At 49.6% G+C, this 16,600-nt stretch carries 17 protein-coding genes, 1 riboswitch and 1 other annotated feature (1 of these 19 running past the window's edge); of the genes, 2 read left to right on the forward strand and 15 right to left on the reverse strand.

All coding sequences use genetic code 11. The features are described 5' to 3' along the window. Window positions 1–124 (reverse strand) — a binding site (T-box leader) (it extends 90 nt beyond the left edge of the window). 85 nt (window positions 125–209) lie between these two features. The 5 genes from purU to AUL54_RS04095 form a co-directional block, all read right to left on the reverse strand. After that, window positions 210–1,112 (reverse strand): formyltetrahydrofolate deformylase, encoded by a 903-nt coding sequence (purU, locus tag AUL54_RS04075; protein WP_016936403.1) that lies wholly within the window; start codon window positions 1,110–1,112, stop codon window positions 210–212. A gap of 73 nt (window positions 1,113–1,185) precedes the next feature. After that, window positions 1,186–1,500 (reverse strand): DMT family transporter, encoded by a 315-nt coding sequence (locus AUL54_RS04080; protein ID WP_060962981.1) that lies wholly within the window; start codon window positions 1,498–1,500, stop codon window positions 1,186–1,188. Beyond that, window positions 1,500–1,838: a DMT family transporter gene (locus AUL54_RS04085; RefSeq protein WP_060962982.1), complete on the reverse strand. Its 339-nt coding sequence runs from the start codon at window positions 1,836–1,838 to the stop codon at window positions 1,500–1,502. Before AUL54_RS04085 ends, AUL54_RS04080 begins: the two co-directional genes overlap by 1 nt. Before the next feature lie 65 nt (window positions 1,839–1,903). Continuing rightward, window positions 1,904–2,013: riboswitch (guanidine-I (ykkC/yxkD leader) on the reverse strand. 12 nt (window positions 2,014–2,025) lie between these two features. Next, the gene (locus tag AUL54_RS04090) at window positions 2,026–2,571 is read right to left on the reverse strand and encodes a GNAT family N-acetyltransferase (RefSeq protein ID WP_060962983.1); all 546 of its coding nucleotides are present in this window, start codon (window positions 2,569–2,571) and stop codon (window positions 2,026–2,028) included. Between the two features lie 103 nt (window positions 2,572–2,674). Continuing rightward, window positions 2,675–3,193 (reverse strand): acyl-CoA thioesterase, encoded by a 519-nt coding sequence (locus AUL54_RS04095; RefSeq protein WP_060962984.1) that lies wholly within the window; start codon window positions 3,191–3,193, stop codon window positions 2,675–2,677. Between the two features lie 181 nt (window positions 3,194–3,374). Here AUL54_RS04095 and AUL54_RS04100 point away from each other — a divergent pair, with 181 nt between their 5' ends. Both AUL54_RS04100 and AUL54_RS04105 read left to right on the forward strand, forming a co-directional pair. Further along, entirely contained in the window at window positions 3,375–4,235 is an 861-nt protein-coding gene (locus AUL54_RS04100; protein ID WP_060962985.1) for a dimethylarginine dimethylaminohydrolase family protein, read from the forward strand. Window positions 4,236–4,304: 69 nt separating this feature from the next. After that, complete coding sequence (locus tag AUL54_RS04105) at window positions 4,305–5,354, forward strand: lactonase family protein (RefSeq protein ID WP_060962986.1); 1,050 nt, start codon at window positions 4,305–4,307, stop codon at window positions 5,352–5,354. Between the two features lie 26 nt (window positions 5,355–5,380). Here AUL54_RS04105 and AUL54_RS04110 read toward each other — a convergent pair whose 3' ends face one another. The 10 genes from AUL54_RS04110 to AUL54_RS04155 form a co-directional block, all read right to left on the reverse strand. Further along, window positions 5,381–6,352, reverse strand: a complete 972-nt coding sequence (locus AUL54_RS04110; RefSeq protein WP_016936410.1) for an ABC transporter ATP-binding protein — start codon at window positions 6,350–6,352, stop codon at window positions 5,381–5,383. Between the two features lie 2 nt (window positions 6,353–6,354). After that, on the reverse strand, window positions 6,355–7,254 hold the full coding sequence (locus tag AUL54_RS04115) for a C40 family peptidase (protein WP_060962987.1): 900 nt from the start codon (window positions 7,252–7,254) through the stop codon (window positions 6,355–6,357). After that, window positions 7,251–8,348, reverse strand: coding sequence for a mandelate racemase/muconate lactonizing enzyme family protein (locus AUL54_RS04120; protein ID WP_060962988.1), 1,098 nt, complete (start codon window positions 8,346–8,348; stop codon window positions 7,251–7,253). The genes AUL54_RS04115 and AUL54_RS04120 overlap by 4 nt, the downstream gene beginning before the upstream one ends. 6 nt (window positions 8,349–8,354) lie before the next feature. Further along, complete coding sequence (locus tag AUL54_RS04125) at window positions 8,355–9,314, reverse strand: S66 peptidase family protein (protein ID WP_167388677.1); 960 nt, start codon at window positions 9,312–9,314, stop codon at window positions 8,355–8,357. A 66-nt stretch (window positions 9,315–9,380) separates the two neighbouring features. Further along, entirely contained in the window at window positions 9,381–11,000 is a 1,620-nt protein-coding gene (locus AUL54_RS04130; protein WP_060962989.1) for a peptide ABC transporter substrate-binding protein, read from the reverse strand. Next, window positions 10,997–12,028 carry an ABC transporter ATP-binding protein gene (locus tag AUL54_RS04135; protein WP_060962990.1) on the reverse strand — a complete coding sequence of 344 codons (1,032 nt, stop codon included), beginning with the start codon at window positions 12,026–12,028 and terminating at the stop codon, window positions 10,997–10,999. Before AUL54_RS04135 ends, AUL54_RS04130 begins: the two co-directional genes overlap by 4 nt. Before the next feature lie 5 nt (window positions 12,029–12,033). Beyond that, entirely contained in the window at window positions 12,034–12,981 is a 948-nt protein-coding gene (locus AUL54_RS04140) for an ABC transporter permease (RefSeq protein WP_060962991.1), read from the reverse strand. Next, complete coding sequence (locus AUL54_RS04145; RefSeq protein WP_060962992.1) at window positions 12,981–13,913, reverse strand: ABC transporter permease; 933 nt, start codon at window positions 13,911–13,913, stop codon at window positions 12,981–12,983. The genes AUL54_RS04140 and AUL54_RS04145 overlap by 1 nt, the downstream gene beginning before the upstream one ends. A 13-nt stretch (window positions 13,914–13,926) precedes the next feature. Further along, complete coding sequence (locus AUL54_RS04150; RefSeq protein WP_060962993.1) at window positions 13,927–14,751, reverse strand: M55 family metallopeptidase; 825 nt, start codon at window positions 14,749–14,751, stop codon at window positions 13,927–13,929. Window positions 14,752–14,906: 155 nt separating this feature from the next. Beyond that, a complete protein-coding gene (locus AUL54_RS04155; RefSeq protein WP_060962994.1) occupies window positions 14,907–16,466 on the reverse strand; it encodes an MFS transporter in 1,560 nt (519 codons plus the stop codon). Window positions 16,467–16,600: the final 134 nt, after the last annotated feature.

The raw sequence follows: 16,600 nt of genomic DNA on the forward strand, positions 1-16,600 counted from the left end.
CTGAGTTTTCCCCTCAGGACTCCAAGGCAGGTTCGGCAGGTTTCATGCGGCAAAATGTTTCAGCGGGCCATTTTGCTCTCTGTCACAGAAATTTCTGCGTACTGATCCTCTTCAACGCTCAATGATTTTTTTATATTATGCAAAGAAAAAAGGTTCTTGTCAAGACATTTTTATCCATAAAAACAGCCTGCCTCCCCGGCGGGCCGCTATCAATTAAATACGATCGTTTTGTTTCCGTGAACGATGACACGGTCTTCCAAGTGCCATTTTACGGCTCTCGCCAACACGCTGCGCTCAATGGTTCTGCCGATATTCTTCAGATCCTCCGCGTGATCTCTGTGATCGACGCGTTCAATATCCTGTTCAATAATCGGGCCTTCGTCAAGATCGTCCGTCACATAGTGAGATGTCGCCCCGATTAATTTCACTCCGCGCTCATAAGCCCGTTTATACGGATTAGCGCCGATAAAGGCCGGCAGGAATGAATGGTGGATGTTAATAATCCGATTCGGATGGGCAGATACAAAATCTGACGTCAAAATCTGCATGTAGCGGGCAAGAACGATCACATCAATCTCATACCGCTCCAGAAGCTCAAGCTGGCGCCGCTCCACTTCGGCGCGGATGTCTTTGTTGGCTTTCATGTAATGGAACGGAATATTCAGCGGCTCGACCACTTCTTTCGCCTCTTCATGGTTGCTGATGACGACAGCAATTTCGGCCATCATATTGCCGCTTTGCCACTCCCAAATGAGTTCATGAAGGCAGTGCAGCTCTTTGGATACAAAGATTGCCACGCGCTTCAGCTCACTTGCCAGAGAGAGGCTCCATGTCATGCCGAATGTCTGGGCGATTGAGGCGAACGCCTGCTTTAAATCCTCTTTTTTCTCACGAATGCCCTTGCAGTCGAATTCAATTCTGAGAAAAAAACGTCCGCCTTCAGGGTCAGTCGTATATTGATTTGATTCAATAATATTTGCGCCGTGGTCAAACAAAAACGCGGACACAGCCGATACAATTCCCGGCTGATCGGGGCAGCTGACAAGCAGGCGCCCTTTTTCCTCATTCCCGTCGCGGTATTCTTTCAGCCGCTGTGTCATATATGAATTCATATGCTTTAATCCCTCGTATCTTCATAATTCGTAACTTATTATAGATTATACTGAAAATTTGATAAAAATCAATTTATGATAGAATTTTCAGCCCTGCGGCGGCGCACAAAATAAGCGCAATGAAAAAGATGCGCTTCGCATCCTTCTGCTCGCCGTAGAAAAGAATGCCGGCTAAAGCGCCGCCCGCCGTGCCGATACCGGTCCAGATCGCATAGGCCGTTCCCATCGCAATCGTCTCCATCGCATAAGAAAGCAGGGAAAAAGAAGCCGCGAATCCGACGATAATGAAAAGAATCCATTTGACTTTCTTTTCTTTCTGGAATTGATTCATTAAAATGACCCCGAGCATTTCACAAAGGCCCGCGGCAATCAGGCTGATCCAATGCATTACGCGTTCTCCCCCTTCGTCTCAGGCTCATCCTGTGTGACCAGTTTTAATCCGATGACACCGATCAGCAAAACGCCGATCAGCACGATTTTCACCGGATCGGCCTGCTCTTTGAAAAGCAAAATTTCACTAAGCACGGTGCCCGCTGTCCCGAGTCCGGTAAAGACCGCATATACCGTTCCAACGGGCAGGCTGTTTGTCGCCTTGATTAATAGATAAAAACTGATGATGATTCCCATAATTGTGGCGCTCCACGTCAGTGCCGAATCAGCATGTTTCAGGCCGGTGACCCATACAACTTCAAATACGGCCGCTATGACCACTAAACCCCATTTCATGTTCTTCACCCTTTCTGTTTCCGGACAATACAAAAAGCCCGGATAGTCGTCTCACATGAGATTGACTCTCCCGGGCTTTTTTCCCTCCGTGTGCATACGCGGGAATATGTCCGCATATGTGTTTTCTCTCGGACCAGGCCATGTATGAACATGCGGAACCCTAGAAAACATGTCTGTTCGTATCATACTACATTTCGCCGAAACGTTCAACGCCAGATGTGATATCAAAAACCGTCAGCTGCCTCTCCCATTTGTTAACAGTCTCTCCTGGCACCATGCCGATTTTTTCCGCGACGCGGACGGAAGCAAGATTATCCGGGTCAATCAGCGCCGTGATGCGTCCGTATTGCTGTGTATGAAAACCGTAGTCCAGACAGGCTTTTGCAGCCTCCGTCGCATAACCGCATCCCCAGAGGCTGCGGGCAACCATATAGCCGATTTCCATCAATGTGTTTCCGTTTACCGTCTGCGGAACGATTCCGCATTGACCGAGAAATGCGCCCGTCTCTTTATCCTCTGCGATCCAAAGACTGACGCCGTATCCTTTGGCCAGCCGTTTGTTCCAGGCAATCCATTCCTTCGTTTCACGCCTGCTTTTAAGAGAAGGATAATATTTCATGACCTCTTTGTCGGTAAACAGCCCGTACAAATTGTCTTCATCGTCATCCCGCATGGTCCGCAGGCGGATACGCCCGGTTGTCAGGATGGTGCCGGAAGATTTATGTTTCATCATACACGCCACGCTCCTTTCCCTGTAATAGATTATGGATCCGGCAGGAAAAGTCCTTTTTCAGCGTAAAAAAACCGCCTTTTTAAAAAAGCGGTTTGACGATTGATTACCAGGGCTTATCTGTTCCAAGCGCCTCAGCCAGGGCCTTGCTGTGTGTTAAGCGGTTTTTTCGTTCTCCGGCGCGCTGAACGGCCGTCTTGTGAAGCATGATTTCTTCCTCGGTTTCAGGCACGATCCGCGGAACGGCCACCGATTTCCCGTTTAAATCAAGCGCGACAAAGGTCAGAAACGACGTTGCCGCAAGCTCGCGTTCACCCGTCATCAAATGCTCTTTAATGACTTTGACAAACACCTCCATAGACGATGTGCCGACCCATGTGACGTAGGATTCAAGACATACGGAATCCTGTTGGCCGATCGGGCGCAAAAAATCCACAGAGTCCATTGAGGCCGTGACTGTTTCACATCGGCAGTGGCGGGCCGCGGAAATTGAGGCGATATCATCTATGTAGCTCATCAGCTTTCCGCCAAACAGCGTATTGTGATTATTCGTATCGAGCGGAAAAACCCTGCTTGTCTTGACAACCCTTGTTTCTTTGCAAAACCTTGATTCTGGCAACTTCATATGATTTAAACTCCCCTTTGTGTCTGGTCGTACTGCATCTGTACTTTATTAAACAATAATTTGACCATTTTGTCTAAAATTTTAAATGTTAAGTTGGTTAGATATTCTATCAGAAATGTTTCATTAATCATCGCATCCGGGAATAATAAACGCACATTGATTACTGATAGGAGGCTGTCACATGGACGTATCCATTACCAAATCCACACAGAAACCGGCATGCCGCAGTGAATATGATGCTTTGAAGACCGTTATCTTATGCCGGCCGGAACACATGGCCATCAAAGATATTATTAACGGAACACAAAAACATTTCAAACAAGAAAATATTGACATCCCCGCTGCCCTCAAACAGCATGATGCATTTGTTGACATTTTAAAATCCCATCAGATTGAAGTCGTCCTGCTTCCCGCCGATCCCGGATTGCCCGAGCAGGTATTCACCCGGGATATCGGATTTGTCTTAGGAGATACAGCGTTTATTTCAAGCATGGCGGCTTCAGTCAGGCAGGGAGAAGAAAAAGTCTTTCAAAACCTGCTTGACGAGGAGAACATCCCTTATACGCGGCTCAGAAAAGCGAACATTGAAGGCGGCGACGTCATGATCGCAGACGGCACCGTTTATGCCGGGCTGAGCGAGCGCACGGATAAAACGGCTGTCCGGGAGCTGCAGGAAGCGCTGCCGGAGATGACCGTTGTGCCGATCCCTCTCAAGGAGGATTTCTTACATTTGGACTGTGTATTTAATATGATCTCGGAAACGGAGGCGCTATACTGCAAAAATGGCTTGGGGCAAAAAGAAATTGATCTTCTCGCCGAACGTTTTAAGCTGATAGAAGTGCCTGAAGAAGAGCAATTTACGCTCGGCCCGAATATCCTGTCCATCGGGAATCAGACAATTATCAGCCTGCCCCAGCACCGTCATACGAACCGCGAGCTTAGAAAAAGAGGATATAAAGTCATAGAAACCGAGTTTTCCGAAATTATTAAGTCAGGCGGTTCCTTCCGCTGCTGCACCCTTCCGCTTGTCAGAACATCTTAAACATTTACAAGGCAGTTTCCTTCAAGATACGTTAATATAGAGAAGACAAGACTTAAAGGGGGAAACCGAATGGCGAAGTACATAGGATATGCAGGAACATATACAAAAGGCGGAAGCGAAGGCATTTATTGTTTTGAACTTGATACAGAAGCGAAACGGCTCAGCCGGCCGAAGCTGGCTGCAAAGCTCGGCAACCCGACGTACGTCACACCGAACTCTGATAACAGCATGCTGTATTCCATTGAAAAAGCAGACGGTAAAGGCGGCGTGGCAGCCTATCAGATTCATCAGAACAGCGGGGAATTAACTTTTGTGAACCATCAGCTGATTGAAGGCCCGTCACCGTGCCACGTCAGCATTGATGAGAAACATGAATATGTGTTAACCGCGAATTACCACAGCGGAAAAGTGCACGCCTTTCCGGTCAATGAGGACGGAAGCCTGCGGGAGCCGGCAGCCGAAGCCGCTCATACGGGGACCGGCCCTCATGAAAGACAAGAGAAGCCGCATGCCCATTTCGCAGGCTATACACCTGAGCATAACTACATTGCAGCCCTCGATTTAGGGACGGATACGCTGTATACGTACCAAATGAAAAACGGTGTGCTCACTGAGGTGAAAACCCATTCTTTCGCACCCGGTTCAGGGCCGCGCCACATCGTTTTCCATCCGGCGGAGAAATACGCCTACGTCATGACGGAAATCAGCAATGAAGTCATTGCGCTTGAATACAACCCGACCTTAGGTGAATTCAGAGAGCTGCAGGTCATTTCCGCTTTGCCTGAAGGATTTACGGACAAATCGCAGGGCAGCGCGATCCGCATATCTAAAGACGGCAGATTTCTTTATGCGGCCAACCGCGGACATGACAGCATCGCCATCTTTAAGATCAACCAGTATTCCGGTGAATTGTCTCTTATTGAATGGGTGCCGACAGAAGGAAACTGGCCGCGTGATTTCGCGTTTGATCCGTCCGAAACATTCCTTGTCGCGTCAAATGAAGAAACGGGAAATCTGGTTTTGTTTGAACGTGACCCCGAAACGGGCGGACTGACTCTGCTTCAATCCGACGTACCGGTTCCGTATCCGGTCTGCGTGTCATTTCTCCATCAGGTTTAATCAAAAAGAAAGCTGACGGCATAAGGTCAGCTTTCTTTTTTATATAAGTGGCAGGCGACAAAACGCCCTGTCTTCACTTCCTCAAGCTCAGGCGTTATTCTGCCGCAGATCTCCATCGCTTCAGGACATCGCGTCCTGAACACACAGCCGCTCGGCGGGTTAAGGGGACTCGGCAGCTCCCCTTTCAGAATGATCCGTTCACGCTTGTCCTCAAGAAGCGGATCAGGAATCGGGATTGAGGATAAAAGCGCCTTCGTGTAAGGGTGAAGCGGTTCCTTATAAAGCGCAGCACTTTCTGTGATTTCCATCATGCGCCCCAAATACATCACGCCGATCCGGTCGCTGATGTGCTTAACCATTGATAAATCGTGGGCTATAAATAAAAATGTCAGCCCTTTCTCTTTCTGAAGCCTTTTTAGAAGGTTGACGACCTGGGCCTGTACGGACACATCAAGCGCGGAAATCGGCTCATCCGCCACGATAAACTCGGGGTGCAGAGAAAGCGCTCTGGCAATCCCGATTCTCTGCCTCTGTCCGCCGCTGAATTCGTGGGGATACCGGCTGCCGAAATCCGGATGGAGCCCGACAGATTCAAGCAGTTCATCGGCCATCATCAGCCGGGCTTTACGTGTATTGTAAAGATTATGGATTTCCATCGGCTCCATAATAATTTCACGTACGGTCAAACGCGGATTTAACGAGGCGTAAGGGTCTTGGAAAATCATCTGCAGCTTGCGGAAGAGGACGGACCGCTGTTCTGCCGCGGCACGGTGTATGTCCGTCCCTTCATATGATACCGACCCGGCCGTCGGATCATACAGACGGAGAATAACCCTTCCGAGCGTCGATTTACCGCAACCCGATTCTCCGACGAGTCCGAATGTTTCCCCTCTTTGAATGTGAAAACTGACACCGTCGACTGCTTTGACGGCTTTCTTTCTTCCGGCGTCAAAATGCATTTTCAGCCCGCTGACTTCAAGGAGCGGAGATGCCGTCATATTCATTCCCCCTTTTCGCTAATACAGCGGCGTACGGTGCATAATTCTTTTTCATAGACGGTTCCTTTCAAACGCAGCACTTCGATGGCTTTTCCCGTTTTCGGGGAGTGGAGCATCCTGCCGTCTCCAAGCGCCAAACCGACATGGTGTATCGCGCCTTTTCCTTCTTCATAGGCGAAAAACAAAAGGTCTGCCGGCCGGATATCGTTTACTTCTGCGCCGCGTCCCGCTTTTGCCTGGTCCCGGGCATCCCGGGGAAGGGTATAGCCGTTTGCTTTAAATATCGAATACATCAATCCGGAGCAATCAAACCCGAAACCGCTCAGTCCTCCCCATAAATACGGAAGCCCGAGAAACATCATTGCCGTTTCGATAACATCTGCGGCGCGCCCTTCCGTATGCCGAAATTCGTCTGCGTCAGCTTCATTTATGAGCCGTTCCCCGAGCGGCGTCATCACGCGAAAAAAGCCTTTTCCACGTCCTGATGCCGGAAGACGCGTTAAGAAACTCACTTCCAAGTCCGGTTCGCCGTTTGTGTGATATAAAAAAGCTGTCGGTTTGGTAATCCAGACGGCAGGAGAAGATGTTTGAAAGCCGGATGCTGAAAGCTGGCTTTTCTTCATCCAGCCCGGATATCCGCGCGTGTCCTTTTTTGAAGGCTGACCGGGAACGGCAACAAAAGCCCACTCTCCTTCTTCTTTGAGAATGATCACCTCTTCTCCGAAAAGCACTTGCGTTTGGACAAGATTTGCCGTGCATAATTGGAGCCGCTCTTCATATCCCATAGCCGCCAGCCATTTTCTGATCTTGGGCGGGTTTTCGAGCATCGGTGCATCATGCGAACGGGGAGATGACGGCAGCGTCCATATGTTGGCTGCCGCCGCAGTTACGGCTGCTCTCATTGTTTCGCCTCCTCTTGTACCGACACACCGGTAATGCCGAGACCCGGTTTATCGGGGATCGTAATCTGGCTGCCGCTGTATGTGATGCCGCCTTTAATGAGATCATTTTTCAGCATAAGCGGCGCATCAAAATCAAACTTTGTCACATTGCGTTTGCCCGCTGCAAAATGGGCTGCGGCGGTGATGCCGAGCTTGGTCTCAATCATGCTGCCGACCATGCATTCCACACCGCACGTTTCCGCCATCGCATTGATTGTTTCCGCATGCTTGATGCCGCCCGCTTTCATCAGCTTAATATTGATTAAATCGGCGCTTCTCGTCTGCAGCACGTGAAAGGCCTGACGTGGCGTAAACACGCTCTCATCCGCCATAATCGGCGTGTCTACGGCATCGGTGACCTGCTTCAGCCCGCCGATATCGTCTTTGTGAACAGGCTGTTCGACAAGCTCAATGCCGAGTCCGGCGTCTTCCATCTTTCGGATCGCGGTCACGGCTTCTTTCGGCGTCCAGCCTTGATTCGCGTCCAGTCTCAGTTTGACGTTTGCGCCGACACGTGATCTGACCGCCTGAATCCGCGCCAAATCGTCTGATATATCACCTATGCCGACTTTTATTTTTAAAATACGAAACCCTTTATTTACATAATGGTCTGCGTCCCCCGCCATCTCCTCTGGAGAATTGACGCTGACGGTAAAATCCGTTTCCAGTGTATTCCGATAGCCGCCGAGCAGCCGGTAAAGCGGCTGCCCGTGCATTTGCGCCCATCCGTCATATACAGCCATATCTACAGCGGCTTTTGCGCTTTGATTCCTTTCCAATAGCCGGCTGATATCATACAGCACAGCTTCCATGCCGGAAAGGCTCCGCCCCAAGAGAGCGGGCTTCAGCACATCGCAGACGGCGCTTTCAATACCGGCTACGCTGTCGCCTGTAATCACAACCGTCGGCGGTGCCTCGCCCCAGCCGGTCAGACCGTTGTCAAATGTGAGCTTCACAATGACCGATTCAGCATGGTATACCGTGCGCATTGCGGTCTTAAACGGCTTTTTCAGCGGGACGGATATCCGCCCCGTTTGAATATCTGTTATCCTCACGCCTGATCACTCCCTTCCCGAAACCCCCGATTCAATCGTTACCGCTTTGGCCGCCGTATCCATAACCGCGCGGGCTCCGATCGGAACGGCGAAGCTCGGTGAACAATGGCCGATTTTAAAGCCTTTAAGCGCAGGCTTTCCTGACTTAACAATGTAATCGTTCAGCACTTGCTCTAAAGTAAGAGACTTTTCTTTATTCTTCGGTTCGCATTGGTGAAAATCACAGACCAAAATTCCTGCTGCGTCTGACAGTTTTCCGGCCATTTTTAATTGATTCAGCATTCTGTCGATTTGATACGGTTCCTCATCAATATCCTCGATAAACAGCAATTTGTTTTTTGTATCAATTTCAAACGGCGTGCCGAGTGTCGATGTAACGAGGGATAGATTGCCGCCCGCAAGCTCTCCCTCGGCTCTTCCGTCTGTCAGCACCTCTAAGGGGGAAATGTCCTCCGTATAGGTGAATTCCGTTTCTGCAAAAAGCTGGTGATATGACGCCTTTGTCAGCGGATCAGCATCATCCAGCCCGACATCCGTACTCAGCATCGGGCCGTGAAATGTGACGAGTCCTGTATTTTGATGAATGGCGGTATGTAAAAACGTAATATCGCTGTATCCCCAGAAAATTTTCGGATTGCGGCGGATTAAGCCGAAGTCGATATCAGCGGCAATGCGGCCCGTGCCGAATCCTCCGCACGCGCATATCACTGCTTTGACTTTCTGATCGCTAAACATGTCATGAAGATCATCGAGACGCGCGCGGTCCTCTCCCGCCAAATAGCCGTGACGGGCTTTCAGCGCCCGGCCGAGTTTCACTTGAAGACCAAGCTCATCTTCTAAAAAAAGCAGCGCGGTTTGCAGCGTCCCGCTCTCAGGCGGGCTCGCAGGGGCAATCACACCGATCGTGTCGCCTTTTTGCAGTGCTTTCGGTTTATAGTTCATGGCTTTTTCAATCTCCTTTTCCATGGATTGAAAAGTGAAACAGACCGCTCCTTTAACGTCAAAAGAGCGGTATTTGTTTCCGTTGTGATATCAGGACTTTTCCGCCCATTTCAGATCAATGTAACCGACGGGATGCCGGACAATCCCTTTCACGCCGCTGTTCTGCAGATGCACCTGATTGTAAAAATAAATCGGAATGATCGGTGCCTCGTTCATGAGCAGCTTTTCCGCTTTATGCATGAGCGCAAAACGTTTTTTTGCATCGGCTTCCTGTTTTGCCTGCTTGATATATTCGTCGTAATCCGCGCTGCCCCATCCTGTGCGGTTCATGGAATTCCCCGTCTGGAAGGCTTCAAGAAAACTGATCGGATCTGCGTAATCCGGTAAAAATGAGCTTTGAGAAAACTGGAACTTCAGTCCTTTCTGCTCCTCTAAAAAGACGTTCCATTCCATATTGGCGAGCTTAATGTCTATACCGAGCACACTTTTGAGCTTCTGCTGCATCGCTTCCGCTATTTTCTTATGCTCCGGTTTTGTGCTGTATGTCAGTGTGACTTCAGGCAGCTTATCATAATGCTCTTCTGCCATGCCCTTTTCCAGCAGTTTTTTGGCTTCTGATTCATTCGGGGTTAATAAACTGCCGCCCGCTTCGCGGAAATCTTTCCCGTCAGGCTGCGTAAATCCCGGAGATACGAAAGCATGCGCCGGCTTTTCCCTGTTTTTGGTCACATAATCCGTGATTTCTTTTTGATCAATAGCTGCAGCAAACGCTTTTCTGATCTTTTCATTTTGGAACGGCTCCATTTTTACGTTAAAGCGATAGAAATAAAGTCCGGCCTGATCCCACGTGCGGACGTTTTTTCCGCTCATCAGCTGCTCACTCAGCTCTGCCGGCACGAAAGCGGTATCCAAATCCCCCGACTGGAACATTTGATAGTCTGTATTCCGGTCACTGACCATCGCCCATGTGACTTGATCCAGTTTCACCGTCTTTTTATCCCAATACGTCTCGTTTTTGACCATCGTCATGCTGTCATCATGCTTCCATTCCGTCAGCTTGAACGGTCCGTTGCCGACAAAGGTTTTCGCTTCAGTGAACCATTTCGGATCAGCCTTGGCGGCCTTTTCATTAATCGGGAAATACGCCGGATTGGACACGACACTGAGAAAATAATCCTGCGGTGCCGCCAATGTGACGACCAGTGTTTTTTTATCTTTTGCCTCAACTTTCACGTCTTCTTTTTTGCCTTTTCCGCTGTTAAATTCTTCCCCGCCTTTGATCATGTAGCCGAGAAATGCGGATGATGCGCCCGTTTTCGGATCAAGCATCCGTTTCCAGGCGTAGACGAAGTCTTCCGCCGTGACGGGATCGCCATTTGTCCATTTGGCGTTATTACGGATATTGAAGGTATATGTCAGCTTATCAGCGGACACCTTCCAGCTTTCCGCCATAGCCGGTTCGGGCTTATTATCTTTTCCAAGCCTCGTTAAACCTTCCATGATGTTATTCAGCGGCTGCCAGGAAACATTATTAAATCCGATCGGCGGGTCAAGTGAGGTCGGCTCATTTTCGTTATTGAGCCGGAGCACCGATTCGCCCCCCTGTTCTTTTGCTTTGCCGGGTTCTGTCCCCGCCTGCTCATTGGCCGTACAGCCCATCAAAGCAAACGAAACAACAGCAATCACTCCGATCGCCCATTTCTTTTTCATTTGAATCCCCCTTTTTCCTCTGGTGCCGTCAGCTGTTTGTGCTTCAGCCGCTCGGCACGGTGATCCTGAAGCCAGCAATTGACGAAATGGCTTTTGGATTTCACGGTTGTTTCCGGATATACCTTTTCACAGACGATCATCCTGTCCGGACAGCGGGCGGCAAACGGACAGCCCGGCGGCGGATCGAATAAATCAGGCGGAGTCCCGTCAATCGGCGAAAGCTCACTGTCCTCCATATCCAGCCGCGGCACTGAGCGGAGCAGCCCCTTTGTGTAGGGATGAGCCGGCCGGTAAAAAATATCATGCCTCGTGCCGATTTCGGCGATTTTTCCCGCATACATGACGGCGACCCTGTCAGCGGTTTGAGCAACAACACCGAGGTCATGTGTGATCAGAATTATAGATACGCCTGTTTTTCTTTGAATCTTCTTAAATAATTCAAGGATTTGCGCTTGAATCGTCACATCAAGAGCCGTTGTCGGTTCATCGGCGATCATGATTTCCGGCTCACAGATCAGCGCCATCGCGATCACGATCCGCTGCCGCATGCCCCCGCTTAATTGGTGAGGATACTGCTTCAGGCGGGATTTCGAGTCAGGGATTCCGACCAGATCCAGCATGGCGAGAACCTCGGATTCAGCTTTTTTTCTCGTCATGGCGCGGTGTTCCAACAGCGCTTCCGAAAGCTGATCCCCTATGGTTAACGTCGGATTGAGCGCCGTCATCGGGTCCTGAAAAATCATAGAAATGTCGCGCCCCCGAATTCCCCGCATTTCCCGCTCCGTCATTTGGCAAAGGTCTTTCTGTTTAAATTGTATGCTTCCGGATTCAATCGTTGCCGAATGTTTCGGAAGAAGACCCATCATGGCTTGTGACGTCACGCTTTTTCCGCAGCCCGATTCACCGACGATCGCAAACGTTTCACCTTTATATAAATCAAAGCCGACGCCTCTGACGGCTTTTACGGTGCCGCCGTATGTCGAAAAAGTAACATGCAGATTTTGAACTGATAGAATTGGCTGCGTCATTTTCCCTACCTCCTCAGTTTCGGATCTAACGCGTCCTGCAAGCCGTCTCCAAGCACGTTAAACGCGTACATCGTTAAGGAAATGAAAAAGGCGGGGAAAAACAGCCGCCACCAATGGCCTGATAAAATCGCCGGAAGCCCGTCGTTTGCCATGACGCCCCAGCTTGCAAACGGCGCCTGAATGCCGAGTCCGAGAAAACTTAGAAATGATTCCGCAAAAATCGCCGCCGGCACCGTCAGCGTCATTTGGACAATAATGGCTCCCATCGTATTCGGCAGCAGATTTTTCTTAATGATCCGAAATGTTTTCGCTCCAAACGTTTTCGAAGCAAGCACGTGTTCATCATGCTTCATCCTCAGCACCTGCCCTCTGACAATCCGCGCCATGCCGACCCATCCCGTCACGGTCAGAGCGACGATGATGGAACCGAGCCCCGGTCCCATCAGCACCATTAACAAAATGACAACGAGCAGATACGGCAAGCCGTAGAGAACTTCGATAATTCTCATCATGGCGCTGTCTGTCCGCCCACCTTTGTAGCCGGCGATGCCGCCGTAAATGACGCCGATCAAAAAGTCAATTAATGCCGCCATCACACCGACAAATAAAGAGATCCTCGCTCCGTACCACGTTCTTGTAAACACGTCCCGTCCCAGTTCGTCGGTTCCGAACCAATGTGAAAAAGACGGCGGAAGATTCTGCTCGGCGAGCGTCTGCCTCGTCACACTGTGCGGTGATATCAGCGGACCGAACACAGCTGAAAGAAACAGGAAGCATAAAATCACAAGGCCGGCCATCGCCAATTTGTTCTTTTTAAGCCGCCGCCACGCATCCTGTGTGTAAGACAGGCTCGGACGCTTCACCGACTCGGTTTCACCCTTTCTTTCCATGCCCGGCTGAAACCACTCATCTGGCACTTCTGTGTGTTTTACCGTTTCTTGCGGGAGATTCATCAGGCTCCCCCTTTCTTATGAAGTTTTATGCGCGGATCCAGCAGGCCGTATGCCAAATCAACCAGAAACAGCATGACGATCAAAATCACACTGTAAAAAACGGTCGTTCCCATAATCACCGGGTAGTCACGCTGATTGATGCTTTCCACGAAATATTTGCCCATTCCCGGAATGGCAAAGATTTTCTCGATGACGAAACTGCCCGTCAGGATACTTGCAGCAAGCGTGCCGAGTACTGTCACAACGGGCATAAGAGCATTTTTCAAGGCGTGTTTGATGACAATTTTGACAGGGGAAAGACCTTTTGCTTTTGCCGTGCGGATATAATCCTGAGTCAGCACTTCTGCCATGCTTGACCTTGTCAGCCTCGCGATAATGGCCATAGGGCCGACGGCAAGCGCAACAGTCGGCAGGACCATATGTATGGGACTCGTCCATGTGGCTGCCGGAAACCATTTCAGATGAACAGCGAATTGCTGAATCAGCAGTGTCGCCATAATAAAATTCGGAATGGAAATCCCCAGCACCGCAAGGCTCATGGCTGCATAATCGAGAAAGCCGCCGCGTCTGAGAGCGGCCGTTATGCCGAGCGCGAGCCCTGAAATAACTGCGATGATGATCGCCGTTATGCCAAGCTCAAAGGAAACGGGAAATCCGCGTTCAAGCATGGCGTTTACACTGTCTGACGGTTTTTTGATTGAAGGACCGAAATCAAAGGTGAGAATGGATTTTAGATAAATGGCGTATTGAGTGATAAGAGGTTCGTTGAGATGGTAGTAGGATTCGAGATTTCGCTGGACCGCTTCGTTTGTGCCCCGCTCTTCGTTAAAAGGCGAGCCGGGTATCACTTTCATCATGACAAATGTCAGAGTGGTGATGACGAGCACGGTCACAATCATGGCGATAAAACGTTTGATAAAATACCGCAGCATGCCGTTCACCCCTTTAACAGAATGTTGTTCTCATGGCGAGTTCTGTCATGACGAGCATGGCCTGATAAGCTTCCGGCATGTCTTTTGCCTGAAATTGAACGGTTGTCGTTTTCGGTACAATTTCTGTGCCCGGCATTAAATGGGCCCATTCAGCCTGTCCGTAGTTGGCAAATTCAATGCCTAATACAGGTCGATCAGGCGGTGTCAGCGGCTTGACCTTATCTTTATTTTTGAGCGCATAAGCTGTTTTTTCCGTCAGGAGCCGCCCGGCTTTTTGAGGAGACAGGCATTTGACAGCGGTTCTTGAAATGGTTTGTTTGACAGCGGCAGTCGTCACATTCGGTATCAGCTCCTCCGCTTCTTTTGCGGCGCAATCGTCTCCTGCTGCCATGATAACCGGGACGCCGTAAAATCCGGCGAGGTAGGCATTCAGCCCCAGTTCACCGACCGGCTTATCATTTATGTAAAAATGGCGCACGCCGAAAATCATGCTGTGTGACATGACGCCCGGCATCGAGGCTCTTGCATGATAGCCGATAAACATCGCGCCCGCATATGATTCATCAAGCCCCTGCATCATAGAAAACGGCTTGACATCCCCCGTGATCAGCTCTGCCTCAGGATGAAGTTTTTCTGCAAGCAGATTATTCATCTTAGAATGGCTGTCATTTACGGTCACTTCCGTGCATCCGTTATTAAACGCTTCAGCGATGCACCAGTTTGCTTCTTCGGTCATCAGAACCCTGCCGCGCTCATAATTGTGCATGCGGGAATTGACAAATGTTTCATCCGGCAGTCCGGAAATCCCCTCCATGTCTACAGATAGATACAGTTTCATATAATGCCTCCTTTTTTATTTAAAATTCCGATATTAAATTATGAATATTCTAACAAATTATATTAAAAAAGGATGAAACATGCAATATATCATTATGCCATTATAGGAAAAAACAAACCCTTTTCACGGGGAAAAGGGTTTGCTGATAGAAAAAGTTACATACTGTTTTTGTTTATAGAGTGACCCTGAAACTGTCTGACCGCACTTCTGTATTCGCGATCGGGAATGACCTGATGCCTGATCGGTTCAGGAGCCTGCGGCGAAGGCTCTTCAGCCGCCTGCCTGCGTACGGCATGCGGTTTATGCGCCAGCTTATGTCCCATGCCTGTCGCATTCATCACAAATGATAAACACACTAAAAGCAGGCTAAAGATAAAAGCAATAAGAAACAGATCGCTGTATGTCCCCATCAGCTGGTCATAGTGCGATTGTGTGCTGTGCGCGCCCCAAAGCGTGCCCGAAGCATCTCTTTTCGTAAAATACCCGATTAATACAGGCGCGCCCATATAAATGAACAGCCGTAAAAACTGAACGGCCGTCATGCGTTTCACCAGTTCCGGAAGCGGCCCGCCCAACGCGGCGCCCATCAGTCCGGCCGCCACGATAAGCCCTGTCCCGGCTGCCAGCATCACGAAAAGCCCCGCAAATAGAATAAGCGGCAGATGATGATCCGTCGTCATCCATTGAAAATTCACGAACACCAATATAACAGAGCCTGTTATGCCGAGCATGCCCGGGCCGACTTTATCATATGCTAGAGCACTGATGACAGCGGCAACGGCCACGCCTCCCAAAAGGCTCGCATATAAGAATATTAACTGGGTTTGTGATAAATGGTATGCCGTTTGAAGCTCCCCGCGAAATGCAGAAAGGCTGACCGCTATGGAAATGCTGGCCGCGGCGATCATGAAAACACCCAGAATCGGCTTTGGAATCAGCATCAGTTTAATCGAAATCAGCGCATGTTCGTTTCTGTACTGCATAATCAGCAGGATCAGCAGAATGACGAAGCTTCCGCCAAATCCCGCCAATGTATGCCAAGACGAAAAGCCCCATTTCGGCAGATGAATAAACGTATAAGCGGTCAGCACGGCTGATACACCCGCCAAAAGAAAACCGATGCCGTCAAATGGAGATTTTTCAGCATTTTTATGAGCATCATCCCGCAGCCACACATAACTGAAAATCAAGCCGAATAAAGACAGCAGGCCAAAAATGATAAACAGCCAATGCCAATGGCCGGCGCTTGCCGCCGCCGTGCCTAAAACGGTTCCCATAATGACAGACCCGTAAAATCCGCCGATTAACACAAATAAGGCGTGATTGCGGCGCTCAATCGGAAACGAAAGCACCAGCATCGGAATCATAATCATCAGCATAGTGCCCGCCGCAGCTCCTTGCAGCAAACGGCCCGCAGCGAGCAGGTAAATATCATTTGTCACAGCAGCAAGCAGCGCACCGATGACAGCTGCAGCCATAGAAACCATATAGACAGGCCGGGAGCCGAACCTTTTTCTTAAATACGGCCCAGCCGGCACAAATAAGGCGAATGCCATATTACCGATAATAATCGGATGAAAAGAGTCAAAGTTTTCCCCGCCGACCGTCTGCCGGACAAGGCTTTGGACAGCCGCAAGAGCGGTGTTCGACATCAGTCCCGGCCCGACCGCCAGCACAGCAAGCAGAGAAATAATCCAGTGATGTTTTTCTTTCATTTGACAGCCCCTTTCTAAAATTTGACAAAGCGAAAAAGCTAACAGATTCCCCCCATTAGCTTGACAGAATTTTCATATCTTTTCATGTGAAGGATTGAACATAATATCTTATTTATTATTTCAAATCCGATGGA

Source organism: Bacillus sp. SDLI1 (assembly GCF_001553895.1).
GTDB classification, from domain to species: Bacteria; Bacillota; Bacilli; order Bacillales; family Bacillaceae; genus Bacillus; species Bacillus siamensis.

What these genes read in the sequence shown, in the direction of transcription:
- purU (WP_016936403.1), bottom strand. Translation starts at nt 1,112, where the DNA reads ATGAATTCATATATGACACAGCGGCTGAAAGAATACCGCGACGGGAAT.
- AUL54_RS04080 (WP_060962981.1), bottom strand. Translation starts at nt 1,500, where the DNA reads ATGCATTGGATCAGCCTGATTGCCGCGGGCCTTTGTGAAATGCTCGGG.
- AUL54_RS04085 (WP_060962982.1), bottom strand. Translation starts at nt 1,838, where the DNA reads ATGAAATGGGGTTTAGTGGTCATAGCGGCCGTATTTGAAGTTGTATGG.
- AUL54_RS04090 (WP_060962983.1), bottom strand. Translation starts at nt 2,571, where the DNA reads ATGATGAAACATAAATCTTCCGGCACCATCCTGACAACCGGGCGTATC.
- AUL54_RS04095 (WP_060962984.1), bottom strand. Translation starts at nt 3,193, where the DNA reads ATGAAGTTGCCAGAATCAAGGTTTTGCAAAGAAACAAGGGTTGTCAAG.
- AUL54_RS04100 (WP_060962985.1), top strand. Translation starts at nt 3,375, where the DNA reads ATGGACGTATCCATTACCAAATCCACACAGAAACCGGCATGCCGCAGT.
- AUL54_RS04105 (WP_060962986.1), top strand. Translation starts at nt 4,305, where the DNA reads ATGGCGAAGTACATAGGATATGCAGGAACATATACAAAAGGCGGAAGC.
- AUL54_RS04110 (WP_016936410.1), bottom strand. Translation starts at nt 6,352, where the DNA reads ATGACGGCATCTCCGCTCCTTGAAGTCAGCGGGCTGAAAATGCATTTT.
- AUL54_RS04115 (WP_060962987.1), bottom strand. Translation starts at nt 7,254, where the DNA reads ATGAGAGCAGCCGTAACTGCGGCGGCAGCCAACATATGGACGCTGCCG.
- AUL54_RS04125 (WP_167388677.1), bottom strand. Translation starts at nt 9,314, where the DNA reads ATGGAAAAGGAGATTGAAAAAGCCATGAACTATAAACCGAAAGCACTG.
- AUL54_RS04130 (WP_060962989.1), bottom strand. Translation starts at nt 11,000, where the DNA reads ATGAAAAAGAAATGGGCGATCGGAGTGATTGCTGTTGTTTCGTTTGCT.
- AUL54_RS04135 (WP_060962990.1), bottom strand. Translation starts at nt 12,028, where the DNA reads ATGACGCAGCCAATTCTATCAGTTCAAAATCTGCATGTTACTTTTTCG.
- AUL54_RS04140 (WP_060962991.1), bottom strand. Translation starts at nt 12,981, where the DNA reads ATGAATCTCCCGCAAGAAACGGTAAAACACACAGAAGTGCCAGATGAG.
- AUL54_RS04145 (WP_060962992.1), bottom strand. Translation starts at nt 13,913, where the DNA reads ATGCTGCGGTATTTTATCAAACGTTTTATCGCCATGATTGTGACCGTG.
- AUL54_RS04150 (WP_060962993.1), bottom strand. Translation starts at nt 14,751, where the DNA reads ATGAAACTGTATCTATCTGTAGACATGGAGGGGATTTCCGGACTGCCG.
- AUL54_RS04155 (WP_060962994.1), bottom strand. Translation starts at nt 16,466, where the DNA reads ATGAAAGAAAAACATCACTGGATTATTTCTCTGCTTGCTGTGCTGGCG.